We start from the raw sequence: 17716 nt of genomic DNA on the forward strand, positions 1-17716 counted from the left end.
CACGGCGGGGGACGACACGCTCTACGGCGACGCCGGGGACGACACCCTGGACGGCCTGGGCGGCAGCGACCGGCTGATCGGCGGCGCCGGCAACGACACCTACGTGTTCGGGCGCGGTTATGGGCAGGACATCGTGGAGGAGGACGGCGGCGCCGGCGACGCCGTGGCCTTCGCCACCGACGTGGCGCCGGGCGACGTGGCGCTGACGCGCACCGGCCCGGGCGGCGTCGACCTGACGATCCGCATCGCCGCCACCGGCGACACGCTGGTGATCGCCAACGCCTACGGCGACGCCGCGGCGGCGGTCGAGGCGCTGCGCTTCGCCGACGGCACGGTGTGGGACCGCGCCACCTACACCGCCCTGCTGACCACCGGCACGGCGGGGGACGACACGCTCTACGGCGACGCCGGGGACGACACCCTGGACGGCCTGGGCGGCAGCGACCGGCTGATCGGCGGCGCCGGCAACGACACCTACGTGTTCGGCCGCGGCCATGGCCAGGACAGGGTCGAGGACGAGGGTGGCGCCGACGCGGTGGCGTTCGCCGCCGGCATCACCCCCGGCGACGTGACGCTGATCCGCAGCGGCGACGATCTGACGGTGTGGGTCGCCGGAGTCGCCGACACCCTGGTGTTGGTCGACGCCATGGGCGATCCCGAGCGACGGGTCGAGGCGTTGCGCTTCGCCGACGGCACGGTGTGGGACCACGCCACCTACACCAGCGCGCTGATCACCGGCACCGCGGTCGGCGAGCTCCTGGAGGGGAACGGGTTCGCCAACACCCTCGACGGCCGCGAGGGCGACGACACCCTGGTCGGTCACGACGGCGCCGACAGCTACATCTTCGGCCGCGGCTACGGCCACGACGTCCTCCGCGACGACAGCCTCGTCACCTCCAGCGAGCGCGACGTGGTGCGTTTCCTGGCCGGCATCGCGCCGGCCGACATCGCCCTGACGCGCACCGGCAGCGACGGCAAGGACCTGACCATCGCCATCGCCGGGACCGCCGACACCCTGGTGATCACCGATCTCTACTACCACCCCAACTGCGTCGTCGAAGAGATCCGCTTCGCCGACGGCACGGTGTGGGACTACGCCACCTACACCGCCCTCCTCACCACCGGCACGGCGGGCGCCGACACCCTCTACGGAGACGCCGGGGACAACACCCTGGACGGTGGTGCGGGCAATGACCTGCTGCTGGGCATGCAGGGCGCCGACACCTATGCGTTCGGCCGTGGCGACGGCCAGGATGTGATCCGGGACGACGACGCCGGCGCCGCCGACGGCGCGCTCGACGCGGTGGCGTTCGCCGCCGGTGTCGCGCCCTCGGACGTGTCGATGACGCGCAGCGGCGACGACCTCGTCATTCGCATCGTCGACAGCGGCGACACCCTGGTGATCCGCGACAACTACGCCTACGACGCGACGCGGGTGGAGATGCTGCGCTTCGCCGACGGCACGGTGTGGGACGTCGCCACCTACACCTCGATGCTCACCATCCTGGGCAGCGACGCCGACGACACCCTCACCGGCGACGCCTGGAACAACCGGCTGGAGGGGCGGGACGGCGACGACGTCATCAACGCCGGCGCCGGCGACGACCTGCTGGAGGGCGGGGCCGGCGACGACACGTTGCAGGGCGGCGACGGCAACGACGTCCTCGACGGCGGCGCCGGCGACGACTCCCTCCAGGCCGGCGCCGGGAACGACACCGTGTCCGGCGGCACCGGGAGCGACCGGCTGGACGGCGACGTCGGCGACGACCGGCTCGACGGCGGTGACGGCAATGACACGCTGATCGGCTGGGACGGCGCCGACACCCTGGACAGCGGCGCCGGCGACGACCTGCTGGAGGGCGGCGCCGGGGACGATCTGCTGGAGGGCGGCGCCGGCGGCGACACCCTGCAGGGCAGCGGTGGCAACGACACGCTCAGCGCCGGGGCGGGGGACGATTCGTTGAACGGCGAATCCGGTGACGACCGGCTGATCGGCGGGGCCGGCGCCGACACCCTGGTCGGCTGGGACGACGCCGACACCCTGGACGGGGGCGAGGGAAGCGATTCGCTGGTCGGCGGCGGTCGCTCCGACCTCTACGTCTTCGGCCGCGGCTACGGCCAGGACATCGTCGTCGAGGACGCCGGCGACTCCCTCGCCGACGCCGTGGTGTTCACCGACATCGCCTCCGGCGAGGTGACGCTGACCCGGTCCGGCGACGACCTGACCATCGAGGTCGCCGGCTCCGCCGACCGCCTCGTGCTCTACAGGGTCTTCGCCCACGACAATTGCGTGGTCGAGGCGTTGCGGTTCTCCGATGGGGTGGTCTGGGACTTCGCCACCTACAGCGCCGCGGCCGAGACGGCCTCTGCCGCGCCCGCCTCTGCCGCGCCCGCCTCTGCTCCGGCGGCGGCGGCGGCCGGCGCCGCCGATCCGTGGGAGGACCGCCTGGTCGTGCACAGCGCGAACTTCGGCACCATCCCGATCGGGGTGCCGGCCGCCCGCAGCGCCACCCTCGCCGCTCCGGACGACGGGGACCGTCCGTTCGTCTTCGCCACAGGCGACGGCGTTCTGTCCATCGACGCCGCCGGGTATGGCGGTGCCGCCGCCGTCTCCGGCGGGGTCCTGAGCCTCCGCCCCACCGCCGCGCCCGTGGCCATGCTCGCCGGGTGATGGACGGCGCAGCGGCGGTCCGCGGCCGGGGCCGGGGCCGGCCGGGCTTTCGCTGCGCTTGCCGACGCGCAGTCCCGGATCGCCGCCAACCGGACCCGCCGTCCAGCGGTGCTGGCCCCGTAAGGCCCTGGAACGCCGGCAACGACGCTGCTATGTAAGGGCACGCGTGCGCGGGAGCCCCGGTGGTTGCCGCGCGCGTCGCGTTTGTTCGTCACGTATGTTGAGGGATCGGGCATGTCGGCGCTACAGGACGCCGTTTCCCGGCGCCGGACCTTTGCCATCATCGCGCACCCGGACGCCGGCAAGACCACGCTGACCGAAAAGCTGCTGCTGTTCGGCGGCGCCATCCAGCTGGCCGGCGCCGTCAAGGCCCGCGGCGAGCAGCGCCGTGCGCGCTCCGACTGGATGAAGGTGGAGCGTGAACGCGGCATCTCGGTGACCGCCTCGGTGATGACCTTCGACTATGACGGCCGCACCTTCAACCTGCTGGACACGCCGGGCCACGAGGACTTCTCGGAGGACACCTATCGCACCCTGACCGCGGTCGACAGCGCGGTGATGGTGATCGACGGCGCCAAGGGCATCGAGACCCAGACCCGCAAGCTGTTCGAGGTGTGCCGCCTGCGCGACGTGCCCATCATCACCTTCGTCAACAAGATGGACCGCGAGGCGCGGGATCCCTTCGACCTGATCTCGGAGATCGAGCAGGACCTTCAGCTCGACGTCACCCCGGCGAGCTGGCCCATCGGCATGGGCCGCGACTTTCTCGGCTGCTACGACCTGATCCGCGATCAGCTCGTGCTGATGGACCGCACCCAGGGCGACGTGATGTCGGACGGCATCGCCTGCCACGGCCTGGACGACCCGCAGCTGGACTCGCTGCTGCCCGCCCACGCCGTCGCCAAGCTGCGCGAGGAGGTCGAGATGGCGCGCGGCCTGATGCCGGCGTTCGACCTCGACTCCTATCGCGCGGGCCACCTCACGCCCATTTATTTCGGCTCCGCCATCAACAACTTCGGGGTGCGCGAGCTGCTCGAGGGGCTGGCCGACAAGGCGCCGCCGCCGCGCCCCCAGCCGGCCGAGCCGCGGCAGGTCGAGCCGGACGAGGAGAAGGTCACGGGGTTCGTCTTCAAGGTCCAGGCCAACATGGACCCCAACCACCGCGACCGCATCGCCTTCGTCCGCCTGTGCTCCGGCCGGTTCCGCCGCGGTGCCAAGCTGAAACACATGCGCTCGGGCAAGACCCTGGCGGTCAACAACGCCGTCCTCTTTCTGGCCCGCGACCGCGAGCTGGCGGAAGAGGCTTGGCCGGGCGACATCATCGGCATCCCCAACCACGGCTCGCTGCGCATCGGCGACACGCTGACGGAGGGCGAGGACCTGCGGTTCACCGGCGTTCCCAGCTTCGCCCCGGAGCTGCTGCAGCGGGTGCGGCTCGACGACCCGATGCGCGTCAAGCACCTGCGCAAGGCGCTGGAGCACTTCGCCGAGGAGGGGGCGAGCCAGGTGTTCAAGCCGCTCAACGGGGCGGACTGGGTGGTCGGCGTGGTCGGCCAGCTCCAGTTCGAGGTGCTCGCCGCCCGCATCGAGGCGGAGTATGGCATCGCCGCCCGGTTCGAGGGCGCCGGCCTCGATTCCGCCCGCTGGATCGAGACCGACGACCGGGTCAAGCTGGAGGCCTTCATGGACCTCAACCGTTCGGCCCTGGCGGAGGACCACGACGGCGCCCTGGTGTTCCTGGCCCGCAACGCCTGGCAGCTCAACCGCGCGCAGGAGGATTTCCCGGACCTGCGCTTCCTGAAGACGCGGGAGCAGAACCGCAAGGTCCAGACGGCGGCCTGACCGTGCCGTGACCCGGAACGAAAGGGGCGGCGCCGGAGGCGGCCGCCCCTTTCGTTTGGCGATCCCGGCGCGGCGCCGGCCCCCGCACGCCCCGCCCCGATGGTTGGACGCACCCCGAAAGGCCGGTTGACAGGCCTCCTTCGGGGAGGGAAGTTGGCGTGAATCGCTGGCTCGGGCGACGGGGGGGATGGCGCATGCTGGCCGGGATCGCGTCGTGGTTCGACAGCAGCGCGTACATGCCCCACGGCATCTGCCTGCTCTGGCAGCCGGGGTTGCTGGCGTTGCACGTCGCCACCGACGTGCTCATCGGGCTCTCCTATTTCTCCATTCCCGTCGCCCTGGTCTATTTCGTGCGGCGGCGCGGCGACGTCGCGTTCAGCTGGATCTTCCGTCTGTTCGCCGCCTTCATCCTGGCCTGCGGCACCACCCATTTCGTGAGCGTCTGGACCCTGTGGACGCCGGATTACGGAGTGGAGGGCATGGTCAAGGTGGCGACCGCGGTGGTGTCCGTGGTCACGGCGGTTTCCCTGTGGGTGCTCATGCCGCGGGCGTTGGCCCTGCCAAGCCCGGCCCAGCTCGCCGATGCCAACAGCGCCCTGCAGCGGGAGATCTCCGAACGGCGCGCCGCCGAGGACCGCTACGTCGGGTTCTTCAAGAACCTGGCGGAAGGCCTGTTCGTCGTCGCCGTGCGTGACAATGGTCGTTTCGAATTCGTTACGATCAACCCGGCCCTCGCCCACGCCACCGGCCTCGACCCCAGCCGGGTGTCCGGCCGGCTTCTCGGCGAGGCGCTGCCGACGGAGAGCGCGCAGCTCATGCTCCGCCACTGCGAGGATTGCGTCGCCCGGGGCGAGGTCATCGACTTCGAGGACGCGCTGGAGCTCCCCGTGGGGCGGCGGGTCTGGCATTCGGTTCTGGTGCCGGTGCGCGGCCCGTCCGGGGAGATCGTGCAGCTGCTGGGGAGCTGCCGCGACATCACCGAGCGGCGGCGCCTTCAAGACGAGTTGGTCCAGGCCTCGAAGCTGGCGACGCTGGGCACCCTGGCCGCCGGCATGGCCCACGAGATGAGCCAACCCCTCAACGTGGTCCGCATCTGGACCGAGAACGCGCTGTCGCGCCTGCGCGACGGCGCGCTCGACGAGGCCCGCCTGGAGAAGGTGCTGACCCTGGTCGCCGAACAGACGGTGCGCATGGGGAGCATCATCGACCACATGCGCACCTTCAGCCGGCGCGACCGCAGCGGGGCCGAGCTGTTCGATCCCGCCGCCTGCGTCCGCGCCGCGGTGGATCTGGTGAGCCACCAGTACGCCGTCGAGAACATCGCCGTGGCCTTGGACCTCGACGCCGGGGAGGAGGCGCCGGTGGCGATGCGCGGCCGTCCGGTCCAGCTCGAACAGGTCGTCCTCAACCTGCTGTCCAACGCGCGCGACGCCATCCGCGGCGGCGGCGGCGGCGGCCGCATCGCGGTGGCCTTCCGGGTGGCGGAGGCGCGGGACGCCGCCGACATCACGGTGTCGGACGACGGCGGCGGAATTCCCGAGGCGACGCTGATGCGGATCTTCGATCCCTTCTTCACCACGAAGGAGGTGGGGCAGGGGACCGGCCTCGGCCTGTCGATCGGCTACGGCATCGTCGACGCCATGGGCGGCCGCATCGCCGCCCACAACATCGACCACGCCGACGGCCGCCGTGGCGTGTGCTTCACCATAACCCTGCCGCTCGCCCGGCCCCCGCAGCATGACGAAGTGGAACGCGCCCATGCCTGATCCGGTGCATGTCCTCGTCGCCGAGGACGAACCCCTGGCCGCCTGCGCCATCGAGGATTTCCTGTCCCGCAAGGGCTACCGGGTGACGCTTGCCCATGACGGGGTGGAGGCGGTGGAATGCCAGCGCGCCGATCCGGCCGACGTGGTCATCACCGACCTGCGCATGCCGCGGATGGATGGGCAGACGCTGATCCGTGAACTGCGGCGCATGAATCCGGCGCTGCCTCTGGTGGTGATGACCGGCTACCTCGCGCTGGACCCCGATCAGCAGGACGCCGCCGGCGGCATCGACGCACCCCACACCGAGGTGCTGCGCAAGCCGGTCAGCCCGCAGAACATCATCGACACCGTGCAGAGGCTGCTGGCCGTCCGCGCCGTCTGAGGGCGGGCCGCTCCCGTCACCCCGCCGCCGCCACCACCGGCTGCGCGTCCTGCAGCGGCTCGACGTCGACCTGGACCGAGAGCCGGTGACCGGCGCCGCCCACCAGCACGCCGCGCATCGGGCTGACATCGTCGTAGTCGCGCCCCCAGGCGACGGTGATGAAGTCCCGGTCGACGATCCGGTCGTTGGTCGGGCAGAGGTCGAGCCAGCGGTCCCCGCACCACACGGCTGCCCAGGCATGGCTGACGTCGGCCCCCACCAGGCGTGGCTGGCCCGGCGGCGGCACCGTGCGGAGATAGCCGCTGACATAGCGCGCCGGCAGGCGCTGGGCGCGCAGGCAGCCGACCAGGATGTGGGCGAAGTCCTGGCACACGCCGCGCCGGTTGGCCATGGCCTCCGCAAGGGGGGTGGCGACCGTGGTGGCCGTGGGATCGAAGGCGAACTCCGCGTGGATGCGGTGCATGAGGTCGCAGGCCGCATCCGCCACCGGCCGGCCGGGCGCGAAGGAGGGGGCGGCGTAGGCGAGGAGGTCGGCGGTGACGCGGACCAGCGTGCTGTCGAAGGCGTACTGCGCCACGTCCAGCATGGCGTCCGCCGCGTCGTGGCAGGGCGCGCCGTCGCGCACCACCTCCCAGGGCGCGCCGTCGCGCACCATCTCCCAGGGCTGGGTTGCGGCGGCATCACCGGCCGGGGCGTCGAGGACGCTGACGACGTGCTCGGCGGCGATGGTCAGCCGGCGGTGCGGCTCCTGCACCGCGATGTAGCTGACGGTGTTGCCGAAGCAGTCGACATGGTCGTGGCGCACGGCGGCCGACGGCTCGACGGTGAGCCGGCTGGTGCGGCACCGCTGGTGCGTGGTGGCGCGCGGCACCAGGTGGAGGAGGTGGTGCGACAGCGGCACCGCCTCGCCATAGTCGTAGGCGGTGACGTGGCGGCAGCGGTAGACCGCCAGGGTCGGGGCTTCAGGCGCGGCGGACGAAGGCATGGCTGAAATAGGCCTGGGCCAGGAGGTTCGAGAGTTCGGGCAGGTTGATCGACAACCAGTCCAGCGTGGTGCGCAGCACCGGCGGCTCCAGCGCGCCGGGGCCGGTGACGACCGCCCGCGCGTCGGCGACGATGCGCGCGGCGACCGCGTTGGCGGTGCCGGCCGCGCCCTCGGGCTGGCGCGGCAGCCGCGCGAGATGGCGCTCCAGCGCGACGAGTTGGAACGCCAGGCCACGCGGGTTGGTGTCGTCGGCCAGCAGCAGGGCGAGCACGGCACCGGGGCTCACGGCCGTGAAGTGGCGCTCGCGGTAGGCCATGAAGCTCTCGGCCAGCTCCAGCAGGACATCGAGAGCGGCGGCGGCGGTGCTGTCCTCCATCCGTGCGGCGTCGACAATCCGCACGCCGCGCACCAGGGAGACCCCGTGCAGCGCCCGCTCGACGCGCCGCCCGATGTCCAGGAAGCGCCAGCCCGGCCCCCGCGTCATGCTTTCCTGCTCCAGCCCGGACAGGGCGGCGAGACTGGTCACCAGGTCGTCCAGACACAGCAGCAAGGCCGCCGCGTCCATCTTGCCGCGCCGCGCCGCGCTCTGGCGGTCGATCTGCATGACGACGCGCCACATGTCGATGGACAGGCGGTCGCGAACGGAATACGCGGCCCGGTGCAGGCGCTGCACGTTGGCGCGCAGGCTGTTGGGGTGGTTCTCGTCGAACACCGAAGCGTGGAGCGCCGCCCGCACGCCGCGGCCGGTGCCGATCTCGCCGAGTCCCGCCAGGTCCCAGGGCAGCATGCCGAGCCACGCCATGAGCCTGAGCAGGACGCGCAGCTCCTCCGCCGCCCCGGGCTGGTCGTTGTCGGTCATCCGGGTGTGGACGCCGCGCAGCAGGCGGACCGCCCCTTCCGACCGCTCGGCGTAGCGGCCCAGCCAGAACAGGCTGTCGGCGACGCGGCTGGGCAGGTCGCCGGTGGCGGCGCGCCGGTCCTGGGCCCGGAACTCGGCCACGGCGGCGCGGGCGTGGGCGCCGCCGTCGCGGTTCGGGGCCAGCACCCAGGTGTCCTTGCTGCCGCTGCCCTGCTGCATCGACACCATGGGCCGCCCCGGGTCCTCCGACACCCGGGTCAGCCCCCCCGGCATCACCTGGAATCCGCCGTCCGGCCGGGCGCACACGAACACCCGCAGCACCAGCGGACGCGGCTGCAGGCGGTCGCCCATCCACACCGGCGCGGTCGAGAGGACCGGCCGCTCCTGGGCGGCGAAGGTCCACGGCGCGGCGGCGATCCGCTGCGACAGCTCGGCGCGCGCGCCGGCGGACAGGTCCGCGCCGTGGGCGCTGCCGTAGCCGAAGGGTGGGCAGGCCGGGGTCAGCGTCAGGCGGTCCAGGTTGCCCAGGATGTGCGCCTGTCCCGCGGCGGTGCCGCCCCACCATGTCGGGATGTGCGGCAGGACCAGGTCCTGGCGCAGGAGGAAGCGGGCGATGGCCGGCAGGCAGGCGCGGAAGGATAGGGATTCCATGAGGCCGCTGCCCAGGGCGTTGGCGATGGCCACATGCCCGGCCCGCGCCGCCTCGACCAGACCGGCCACGCCCAGCGTGCTGTCGGCCCGCAACTCCAGGGGGTCGGCGTATTCACCGTCGAGGCGGCGCAGGATGACGTCGACCGGCTCCAGGCCCGACAGGGTCTTGAGGTAGACACGCCGGTCGCGCACCGTCAGGTCGGCGCCCTCCACCAGGGTGATGCCGAGGTGGCGGGCCAGATAGACGTGCTCGAAATAGGTCTCGTTGTAGGGGCCGGGGGTGAGCAGCACCAGGCGGGGCCGGTCGGACCACGGCGCCAGCCCCTGAAGCATCGTCTTGAAGGCGCCGAAGAACGGGGTGAGATGCGCGACCCGGCAGTGGCGCAGGCTGTCGGGCAGCACCCGCGCCAGCACCGTCCGGTTCTCCAGGGCGTACCCGGCACCGCTGGGCGCCTGGGTGCGGTCGGCGAGCACCCACCACGCCCCGTCGGCGGCGCGCGCGAGGTCCGCGGCATAGAAGTGCAGGTAGCGCCGGTGCGGCACCGCCACCCCGTGCAGCGGCCGCCGGAACCCGGCATCGGCATGCACCGCCGCGGCCGGCAGCACCCCCTCGCGCAGCAGACGCTGCGGCCCGTAGAGGTCGGCGAGCGCCGCATCGAGGACGGTGGCGCGCTGGATCAGGCCGGCTTCGATCCGCTGCCACTCCGCGGGCTCGATCAGCAGGGGGATCATGTCGAGCGGCCATGGCCGCTCCATGCCCTGGGGGTCGCCGTAGATGTTGTAGGTGACGCCGTTCTGGTGGAGCAGGCGCCGCGCCTCCTCCCACCGTGCCGCCATGTCGTCGGAGTCGAGCGGACCCAGGGTTCCCATGAAGGCCTGCCAGTGCGGCCGCAGCCGCCCCTGCCCGGTGACCATCTCGTCGAACACCCGGCCGGCTCCGTAGCCCATGGCGTCGGCGTCGCCGAACAGGGAGCCCTGAGCCAGCCGGCCCCGGTCGTCGTGGGGCGCCGCTGCCGGTGCCGGGGGCGGGGCGCGAAGGGTGTCGCTGGGCAAGGTCACGGCGCGCGCAGATCCGGTCATTGGCGGGGCGGATCGAGTGTGACCGTCGTCCCGCGGCGACGCAAGGGCGGCGCGGGGCTGGGACATCCCGGGTCGACGCCTCAGCGGGCGGGGGGCCGGCCGGGACGGACCGTCACTTGGGCGGCTGGGTGGCCAGCGCCACCTTGCTCATGAACTTTTCGGGTTGCCCCTCCACCAGCAGCGGAAACGCCTCGGCACAGGCGTCGATCAGCGGGTCGAGCCAGTCCTTGTCCGCCTTGGCGAAGTCATGGAGAACGTACCCGGACACCTGGTTCTTGTCGCCGGGGTGGCCGATGCCCATGCGCACCCGCCAGTACTCCTTGCCGATGTGGCTGTCCATGGAACGCAGGCCGTTGTGACCGCCATGGCCGCCGCCCTTCTTGACCCGGACCCGGCCCGGGGCGAGGTCGAGGTCGTCGTGGAAGACGACCACCTGCTCCGGCGCCGCCTTGAAGAACTGCAGCGCGGCGCCCACCGACTGGCCGGAGAGGTTCATGTAGGTCAGCGGCTCCAGCGCCAGGATCTTGGTGCCGGCGACGGTGCCGTCGGCGGTCTGTCCCTGGAAGCGGCGCCGCCACGGGCCGAATCCATGACGCCGGGCGATCTCGTCCACCGCCATGAAGCCGATGTTGTGCCGGTTGCGGGCGTAGTCCGTGCCCGGGTTGCCCAGCCCGACCAGCAACAGCATGCGCGTCTCCCTGGTGCCGTTGCGTTGGCGTGCAGACACGACGGCACCGGCCCCTGGGGCGGGGGCCGGTGCCGTCGTTCATCCGAACGGTTGCGCGAGGGCGTCAGCCCTCGGCGGTGCCCTCGGCCTCGGCCACCTCCGACTTCAGGCCCGACGGCGCCACCACGGTGGCCACCGTGAAGTCACGGTCGCTGATGGTCGAGGTGACGCCCTCCGGCAGGGTCACCGACGAGATGTGGATCGTCTCGTTCACGTCGAACCCGGCGCACGAAATGGTGATGTGCTCGGGGATGCTGTCCGCCGCGCAGGTCACCTCGAGCTCGTGGCGCACGATGTTCAGCACGCCACCGCGCTTCAGGCCCGGCGACTTGTCCTGGTCGACGAACTCGCACGGCACCATGACGGTGATCGTGGTGTCCTTGGACACGCGCAGGAAATCGACGTGCAGGGCGATGTCGGTGACCGGGTGGAACTGCACGTCGCGCGGCAGCACGCGCTCGGTGGAGCCGTCCACGGTGACGTCGAACAGGTGGGTGAAGAAGCCCGGCTGGTGCAGGATCTTCTTGAAGGCGATGGCATCCAGCGAAATCATCACGGGAGCCTGCTTGGCGCCGTAGATCACGGCGGGAACGCGGCCGTCACGGCGCGCCTGGCGGGCGGTCCCCTTGCCGGCCCGGGCGCGCGACTCGGCGGGGAGCGCGATCACTTGGGTCATGGTGTCTCCTGAACATAAGGCGCCAGCCTCCAGGGGTGCTGGCGGTGAGGTGGGGGTGTTTACGCCCCACGAACGGTGGCGTCAAGGGCTGCGCGCCCCCGCGCTCAACTGAACAGGCTGGAGACCGAGCGCTCTTCGCTGATGCGCATGATCGCCTCGGCGATCAGCGGGGCGATGGTGAGCTGGCGGATGTTGCGCGAGACGCGCACCGCCTCGGTGGCCTGGATGCTGTCGGTGGAGACCAGCGTCTCGATCGGCGCCACGGCGATCCGGGCGACCGCCCCCCCGGACAGCACGCCGTGGGTGACATAGGCGCTGACCGACTTGGCCCCGGCCTCCATCAGCGCGACCGCGGCGTTGCACAGGGTGCCGCCGGAATCCACGATGTCGTCCACCAGGATGCAGCGGGTGCCGCTGACGTCGCCGATGATGTTCATCACCTCCGACACGCCGGCGCGCTCGCGCCGCTTGTCGATGATCGCCAGATCGGCGTCCAGGCGCTTGGCCAGGGCGCGGGCGCGGACCACGCCGCCGACGTCGGGCGACACGATGGTGATCTCGTCACCCTGGCCCAGCGTCTCCTTGATGTCCTTCTCGAACACCGGGGCCGCCATCAGGTTGTCCAGCGGGATGTCGAAGAAGCCCTGGATCTGGCCGGCGTGGAGGTCGAGGGTCAGCACCCGGTTGGCCCCGGCCACGGTGATCAGGTTGGCCACCAGCTTGGCCGAGATCGGCGTCCGCGGGCCGGTCTTGCGGTCCTGCCGGGCGTAGCCGTAGTAGGGGATCACCGCGGTGATGCGCCGTGCCGATCCGCGCCGCAAGGCGTCGATGGTGACCAGCAGCTCCATCAGGTTGTCGTTGGCCGGAAACGACGTCGACTGGATCACGAAGACGTCCTCGCCACGGACGTTCTCCAGGATCTCGACGAACACCTCCATGTCCGAAAAACGCCGGATGCTCGCCTTCGTCAGCGGCACGCCGAGACAAGTGGAGATGGCCTCGGCCAGCGGACGGTTGCTGTTGCCGGCAAGCACCTTCATCGCAATCGGCTCTCTTTGGATGGGGAAACGAACAGGGGCGCTGCGGTCCACACCGCCGGCGCCCCGGAAATCGCGGCGGACGATAACAAAGCCCCATGCCTCTGTAAACGTTCTATGACGGACGGCGGGTCAGGGCACCCCCCGGGGGGACGCATGGCCCGCCGCCCGGGCAGAATGACGCAACCGGGCGGCCCCGGGCAACCCGCCTTCCGGCCGGTCTGCCCAAGGGCCGACCGGGCCGGCCTCAGACGCCGCAGTCCAGCGCCTGGTAGGCCTCGGCACGCTGGCGGATGCCGTCCGGGATCGGCACGGCCCGGCCCGCCTTGAGGTCGGTCAGGCACGACACCAGCCGGCCGTCGAAATAGCGATGGCCGGACGCGTCGTCGCCGAGCAGCCGGAAGGTGAGGCTGGAGCGGCCGACCCGCTCGAGCTGGACCGCCACCGTGATGCGCAGGTCGGGGGCCATCGGCCGCAGATAGTCGCACGCGGTGTGCACCGTGGGCGCGCCGTGGCGGCCGTCGCGGATCAGGGTCATCCAGGCGACGCCGGCGACGTCGCGGAACCAGGTTTCCACCGCCTCGGCCATGTAGTCGAAGACCCTTGGCGTGTAGAGGATGCCGGCGGGGTCGCAGTCGCCCCACCGCACCGTGCGCGGGAGGAGGAGAGGCTGGAGCGTCGTGGTGTCCACCGTTCAATCCTGCAAGAGAATGGCCGAAAGCCCGCGGCCGTAGTCCGGCTCACCGCGCAGGCGGGCGCGGCGATAGCTGAAGAATCGGCCGTCCTCGGCCACCGTGTCGTTGGGGCTGCGCTGCACCATCTCGACCCCGGCATCCGACAGGCGTTGGGCGATGTAGCCGGGAAGGTCGAAGAGATGGTGTCCCTCGCGGCGCGCCGGCGCGAAGAAATCGGCGTTGTGCGCGCCGTCATCGAGGAACGGCCCCGGGAACTCCGGGCCGACCTCGTAGGAGCGCTGGGCGATGCACGGGCCGATCACCGCGACGATGCGGTCGAGGCGGGCGCCCAGCGCGGCCATGCGGGCGACCGTCGCCTCGAGCACGCCGCCCTTGGCGCCCTTCCACCCGGCGTGGGCGGCACCGACCACACCCGCCTTGCCGTCCGCCAGCAGCACCGGCGCGCAGTCGGCGCTCAGCACCCCCAGCACGATGCCGGGGATGCGGGTGACCATGGCGTCGGCCCGCGGTCCCTCGCCGGGCGCCCACGGCGCCTCGACCTCGACGCAGGTGGCGCTGTGGACCTGGTGGCAGGTCACCAGGCTGTCCGCCGGACGGTCGAGCCTGGCGGCGGCGCGGCGCCGGTTCTCGGCCACCGCGGCGGCCGAGTCCGCGGACCCCAGCCCGCAGTTGAGGGACGCGTAGATTCCCGTCGAAACGCCACCGGCGCGGGTGAAGAAGGCATGACGGATGCCGTTGACGTCGTTGAGGGCGCCGAGCGTGATCACAGGGTGGTCCGGTCCTGGTGGGTCTGCCCGTCGAATCCCGCCGGCACCCCGAGGCCGGGGGCGGCGAGGGCGAGGGCCTTGAACAGGTTGCCCATTTGGTCCGCGCCGATCAAGCGCGCAAGGGCGGCGTCGAGATCGGCCGCCTGGGCGGCGGTCGCGCTGCGCTTCAGCGCCTCGGCGCGGGCGACGATGCCGAGCCGGGCCAGCAGCACCCCCTGGGGCACCGGGCCGTAGGCCGCGGCGCCTCCGTCGCGGGCGGCCTCGGCCAGCGCCGTGAAGTCGACGTGGGCGGTGAGGTCGGCGTCGCCCGGCGCCTCCAGCACCGGCGCATAGGCGTGGCGGCGCACCGCCTGCAGGGTGTCGCCGACCGCCGGACCGGCATGGCCGTAGTCGATCAGCAGCGCCGCTCCACCCTGGGCACCCAGGCGCGCACCAAGGGCGCGGGCCACCGCCTGGCCGGCGGGGGACACCTCCACCACGCTGCCCACCGGCGCGTCGCGCAGGGCCGGCGGCACCAGCGACGCGCCGGCGCTGGCGAACGCCTCCAGCACGAATCGCAAGGCGGCGCCGGCGGCCTTCCCATCACCGGGCCCATCACCGGGCCCATCACCGGGCCCATCACCGGGCCCATCACCGGGCCCATCACCGGGCCCGCCATCGCTATCGCCGGTGGCGGCGGTGTCGGCGCGGTCGACCAGGCGTTCGCTCCAGCCATGGGGGGTGCGCTGGATCTGGCGGATCGGCAGGGCGTCGAAGAACTCGTTGGCGATCACCAGGGCGGGCCCCTCGGGCACGTCCTCGAGGCGGTCGTGCCACGCCACCTCGATCCCGGCCAGGTTGTCCCGCTGGCGCCGGCGCAACGCCGGGCTGGTTTCGACGAGGTGCACGCGGACGGCGGCGCGGAACGGGGCGAGCACGGCGGCGGCGCGCAACGCGTCGGCCATCAGCGTGCCGCGCCCGGGCCCCAGTTCGACCAGGCGCACCAGACCCGGTGCGCCCATCCGCTGCCAGGTGTCGGCGCACCACAGGCCGATCAGTTCGCCGAACATCTGGCTGACGTCCGGGGCCGTGACGAAGTCGCCGCCGGCGCCGAACGGGTCCTGCTTCATATAGTAGCCATGGCGCGGGTGGCCCAGCGCCTCGGCCATGAAGGCGGCGACGGTGATCGGTCCCTCCACGGCGATGCGGCGGGCCAGGGCGCCGGCCAGGTCGCCGCTCATGCCGCGGCCGCCCGGCGCGCCCGCAGCGCCATCCACAGGCCGAGCAGCACCATCGGGATGGACAGGAGCTGCCCCATGGTGGCGCCCCCCCACAGGAAGCCGAGCTGGGCGTCGGGCTCGCGGAACACCTCCGCGGCGATGCGGGCGAGGCCGTAGCCGATGAAGAAGGCCCCGGCGATCGTTCCCGGCCGGTCCCGCAGCGCTGGCCGATGGGCCAGCACAGCCAGGACGACGAACAGGACGAGTCCTTCGAGCACCGCCTCGTAGAGCTGGCTGGGGTGGCGGGGCACCTGAAGGGGGTCGCGGGGGAACACCATCGCCCAGGCGGCATCCGGCGCCGGACGGCCGTAGAGCTCGCCGTTCACGAAATTGGCGATGCGGCCGAAGAACAGGCCGATGGGAGCGGCCGCGGCGACGAGGTCGCCGAAGGCGAAGGGCGACAGGCCGCGCTTGAGGCTGAACAGGAGGATGGCGACGACCACGCCGAGGGTGCCGCCGTGGAACGACATCCCGCCGTGCCACACCTTGAGCGCCTCGAGCGGGTTGGCCGCGTAGTAGGGCAGGTTGTAGAACAGCACGTAGCCGAGCCGCCCGCCGAGGATGACGCCGATCACCGCCCAGGTGAGGAAGTCGTCGAAATCCATCGGCGTGGGCCGGCCGGGCGCCGGGGCGATGCGGGCCAGGTGGAGGCAGTAGCGCCATCCCAGCACGAACCCCGTGAGGTAGGCGAGGGCGTACCAGCGGATGGCCAGGGGGCCGATCGCGATGGCCACCGGGTCGATGGCGGGAAAGGCGAGGGCGAGCATGGGGATCCCGTCAGCGGTACGGATCGGGCCGGGCGAGGAAGCCCTGGACGTAGCGCCGCACCCCCTCCTCCAGGTCCAGGAAGGGGGCGGTATGGCCGGCGGCGCGCAGGCGGTCGATGCGGGCCTCGGTGAAGTACTGGTACTTGCCGCGCAGGTCCTCGGGCATGTCGACGTACTCGATCCGCGGTTCCAGGTCCATCGCGGCGAAGGTCGCGAGCGCGAGGTCGCGGAAGCTGCGCGCCCGGCCGGTGCCGATGTTGAACAGGCCGTTGACGCCCGGCGTGTCCATCAGCCACAGCATGGCGGCGACGCAGTCGTCCACGTGGATGAAGTCGCGCGCCTGCCCGCCATCGGCGACGCCGTCGCGGTGCGACCGGAACAGGCGCGCCGGGCGGCCGGCGGCGAGCTGCGGGTGGAGCTTGGCCACCACGCTCATCATCTCGCCCTTGTGTCCCTCGTTAGGGCCGTAGACGTTGAAGAACTTCAGCCCGGCCCATTGCGGCGGCACCGGCTCGCCCTCGCGCACGGCGCGGGCGACGCGCCGGTCGAACAGGTGCTTGGACCAGCCATAGGCGTTGAGCGGGCGCAGCCGTGCCAGGCCCTCGACCGAGGAGTCGTCGTCGAACCCGTCGTCGCCGCCGCCATAGGTCGCCGCGGAGGACGCGTAGATCAGCCGTGCCCCGCGCCAGGCGCACCAGCGCCACAGCTCCATCGACAGGGCGACGTTGTTGGCGACGATCTTGTCGACGTCGCGTTCCGTGGTGGCCGAGACGGCGCCCATGTGGAACACCAGATCGACCTCGGCGGCGTGGTGGTCGAGGAAGGCCATCAGCTCCTCCGGCCGGACCAGGGCCTTGACCTCGCGCTTGGCGAGGTTCTGCCATTTGTCGCCGTCGCGGAAGCGGTCGGCGACGGCGACATCGACGATGCCGCGGTCGGCCAGCGCCGCCACGAGGTTCGAGCCGATGAAACCGGCGCCGCCGGTGACCACGATCATGGTGCGCTGCGTCTCCCGCCGCCGGTGAGGTCGTCGCCGTTATAGGCTGCCCGCCGGAGCGCCGCAACGCTTCGCCGCACCCGCGGAGGTTGACCGACACGACACCGCCCCCGCATCATCCCGGTGGACAGGACGCCGGAGGACGGCATGACCGCAAGGACCACCGCCACCGCCACCATCACCGAGCCCGCCATGGCGGCGCCCGCCCTGGCAACACCCGCCGCCCGCGTCCGCATCCCCGTGCGGGCCACCCCGGCGCAGCGCCAGACGCTGCGCCGCGCCGCCACGGCGGCCGGGCTGTCGGTCAACGCCTTCGTGCTCGATGCGGCCTGCGCCGCCGCCCAGGCCGTGCTGGTGGCGCGTGCCACGCTGCCGATGGAGGACCGTGACTGGCGCCGGTTCCTTCACCTGCTGCAGGCTGCCGCGGGCGATGCCCCGGGCGACGGCCACGACAACCGGAGCGGGCGGCGCGGACGGCGTGCACGCACCGTGGCGGCCCCCCGCCCGGGGACGCCTCCGGGCGAGGGCGCGTGACGGTGCCGGACTTCGGCCGTT

General features: G+C 72.2%; 15 protein-coding genes. 5 read left to right on the top strand and 10 right to left on the bottom strand.

The genetic code is table 11. From position 1 onward, the window contains the following. The 4 genes from AC6H2I_RS20625 to AC6H2I_RS20640 all read left to right on the top strand — a co-directional run. A partial coding sequence (locus AC6H2I_RS20625; RefSeq protein WP_497502585.1) for a calcium-binding protein occupies window positions 1–2671 on the top strand: 2671 nt, incomplete at its 5' end. Window positions 2672–2905: 234 nt separating this feature from the next. Then, window positions 2906–4513, top strand: coding sequence for a peptide chain release factor 3 (locus tag AC6H2I_RS20630; protein ID WP_497502586.1), 1608 nt, complete (start codon window positions 2906–2908; stop codon window positions 4511–4513). A 194-nt stretch (window positions 4514–4707) separates the two neighbouring features. Then, a complete protein-coding gene (locus tag AC6H2I_RS20635) occupies window positions 4708–6279 on the top strand; it encodes a sensor histidine kinase (protein WP_497502587.1) in 1572 nt (523 codons plus the stop codon). After that, window positions 6272–6661, top strand: a complete 390-nt coding sequence (locus AC6H2I_RS20640; protein ID WP_497502588.1) for a response regulator — start codon at window positions 6272–6274, stop codon at window positions 6659–6661. The genes AC6H2I_RS20635 and AC6H2I_RS20640 overlap by 8 nt, the downstream gene beginning before the upstream one ends. Before the next feature lie 16 nt (window positions 6662–6677). Here AC6H2I_RS20640 and AC6H2I_RS20645 read toward each other — a convergent pair whose 3' ends face one another. From AC6H2I_RS20645 to rfaD, 10 genes are all read right to left on the bottom strand, one after another. Beyond that, window positions 6678–7646, bottom strand: coding sequence for a transglutaminase family protein (locus AC6H2I_RS20645; protein ID WP_497502589.1), 969 nt, complete (start codon window positions 7644–7646; stop codon window positions 6678–6680). After that, complete coding sequence (locus tag AC6H2I_RS20650; protein WP_497502590.1) at window positions 7624–10215, bottom strand: circularly permuted type 2 ATP-grasp protein; 2592 nt, start codon at window positions 10213–10215, stop codon at window positions 7624–7626. The genes AC6H2I_RS20645 and AC6H2I_RS20650 overlap by 23 nt, the downstream gene beginning before the upstream one ends. A 133-nt stretch (window positions 10216–10348) precedes the next feature. Beyond that, window positions 10349–10924, bottom strand: a complete 576-nt coding sequence (gene pth / locus AC6H2I_RS20655) for an aminoacyl-tRNA hydrolase (RefSeq protein ID WP_497502591.1) — start codon at window positions 10922–10924, stop codon at window positions 10349–10351. 103 nt (window positions 10925–11027) lie between these two features. Next, window positions 11028–11639, bottom strand: coding sequence for a 50S ribosomal protein L25/general stress protein Ctc (locus tag AC6H2I_RS20660; RefSeq protein WP_497502592.1), 612 nt, complete (start codon window positions 11637–11639; stop codon window positions 11028–11030). 104 nt (window positions 11640–11743) lie between these two features. Further along, window positions 11744–12679 carry a ribose-phosphate pyrophosphokinase gene (locus AC6H2I_RS20665; protein ID WP_497502593.1) on the bottom strand — a complete coding sequence of 312 codons (936 nt, stop codon included), beginning with the start codon at window positions 12677–12679 and terminating at the stop codon, window positions 11744–11746. 244 nt (window positions 12680–12923) lie between these two features. Continuing rightward, window positions 12924–13367: an acyl-CoA thioesterase gene (locus tag AC6H2I_RS20670; RefSeq protein ID WP_497502594.1), complete on the bottom strand. Its 444-nt coding sequence runs from the start codon at window positions 13365–13367 to the stop codon at window positions 12924–12926. A gap of 3 nt (window positions 13368–13370) precedes the next feature. Beyond that, window positions 13371–14138, bottom strand: a complete 768-nt coding sequence (gene pgeF, locus AC6H2I_RS20675) for a peptidoglycan editing factor PgeF (protein ID WP_497502595.1) — start codon at window positions 14136–14138, stop codon at window positions 13371–13373. Then, on the bottom strand, window positions 14135–15358 hold the full coding sequence (locus tag AC6H2I_RS20680) for a class I SAM-dependent methyltransferase (protein WP_497502596.1): 1224 nt from the start codon (window positions 15356–15358) through the stop codon (window positions 14135–14137). The genes pgeF and AC6H2I_RS20680 overlap by 4 nt, the downstream gene beginning before the upstream one ends. Continuing rightward, the gene (gene lgt, locus AC6H2I_RS20685; protein WP_497502597.1) at window positions 15355–16164 is read right to left on the bottom strand and encodes a prolipoprotein diacylglyceryl transferase; all 810 of its coding nucleotides are present in this window, start codon (window positions 16162–16164) and stop codon (window positions 15355–15357) included. Before lgt ends, AC6H2I_RS20680 begins: the two co-directional genes overlap by 4 nt. 10 nt (window positions 16165–16174) lie before the next feature. Further along, window positions 16175–17161, bottom strand: a complete 987-nt coding sequence (gene rfaD, locus AC6H2I_RS20690; protein WP_497502598.1) for an ADP-glyceromanno-heptose 6-epimerase — start codon at window positions 17159–17161, stop codon at window positions 16175–16177. A 147-nt stretch (window positions 17162–17308) separates the two neighbouring features. Here rfaD and AC6H2I_RS20695 point away from each other — a divergent pair, with 147 nt between their 5' ends. Further along, window positions 17309–17695 carry a type II toxin -antitoxin system TacA 1-like antitoxin gene (locus tag AC6H2I_RS20695; protein ID WP_497502599.1) on the top strand — a complete coding sequence of 129 codons (387 nt, stop codon included), beginning with the start codon at window positions 17309–17311 and terminating at the stop codon, window positions 17693–17695. Window positions 17696–17716 lie beyond the last annotated feature (21 nt).

The organism is Azospirillum sp. NS33, from assembly GCF_059703765.1.

Coding starts and splice junctions, on each gene's coding strand:
- AC6H2I_RS20645 (WP_497502589.1), bottom strand. CDS start 7,646: ATGCCTTCGTCCGCCGCGCCTGAAGCCCCGACCCTGGCGGTCTACCGC.
- AC6H2I_RS20640 (WP_497502588.1), top strand. CDS start 6,272: ATGCCTGATCCGGTGCATGTCCTCGTCGCCGAGGACGAACCCCTGGCC.
- pth (WP_497502591.1), bottom strand. CDS start 10,924: ATGCTGTTGCTGGTCGGGCTGGGCAACCCGGGCACGGACTACGCCCGC.
- AC6H2I_RS20695 (WP_497502599.1), top strand. CDS start 17,309: ATGACCGCAAGGACCACCGCCACCGCCACCATCACCGAGCCCGCCATG.
- rfaD (WP_497502598.1), bottom strand. CDS start 17,161: ATGATCGTGGTCACCGGCGGCGCCGGTTTCATCGGCTCGAACCTCGTG.
- AC6H2I_RS20680 (WP_497502596.1), bottom strand. CDS start 15,358: ATGAGCGGCGACCTGGCCGGCGCCCTGGCCCGCCGCATCGCCGTGGAG.
- AC6H2I_RS20635 (WP_497502587.1), top strand. CDS start 4,708: ATGCTGGCCGGGATCGCGTCGTGGTTCGACAGCAGCGCGTACATGCCC.
- lgt (WP_497502597.1), bottom strand. CDS start 16,164: ATGCTCGCCCTCGCCTTTCCCGCCATCGACCCGGTGGCCATCGCGATC.
- AC6H2I_RS20665 (WP_497502593.1), bottom strand. CDS start 12,679: ATGAAGGTGCTTGCCGGCAACAGCAACCGTCCGCTGGCCGAGGCCATC.
- AC6H2I_RS20630 (WP_497502586.1), top strand. CDS start 2,906: ATGTCGGCGCTACAGGACGCCGTTTCCCGGCGCCGGACCTTTGCCATC.
- AC6H2I_RS20660 (WP_497502592.1), bottom strand. CDS start 11,639: ATGACCCAAGTGATCGCGCTCCCCGCCGAGTCGCGCGCCCGGGCCGGC.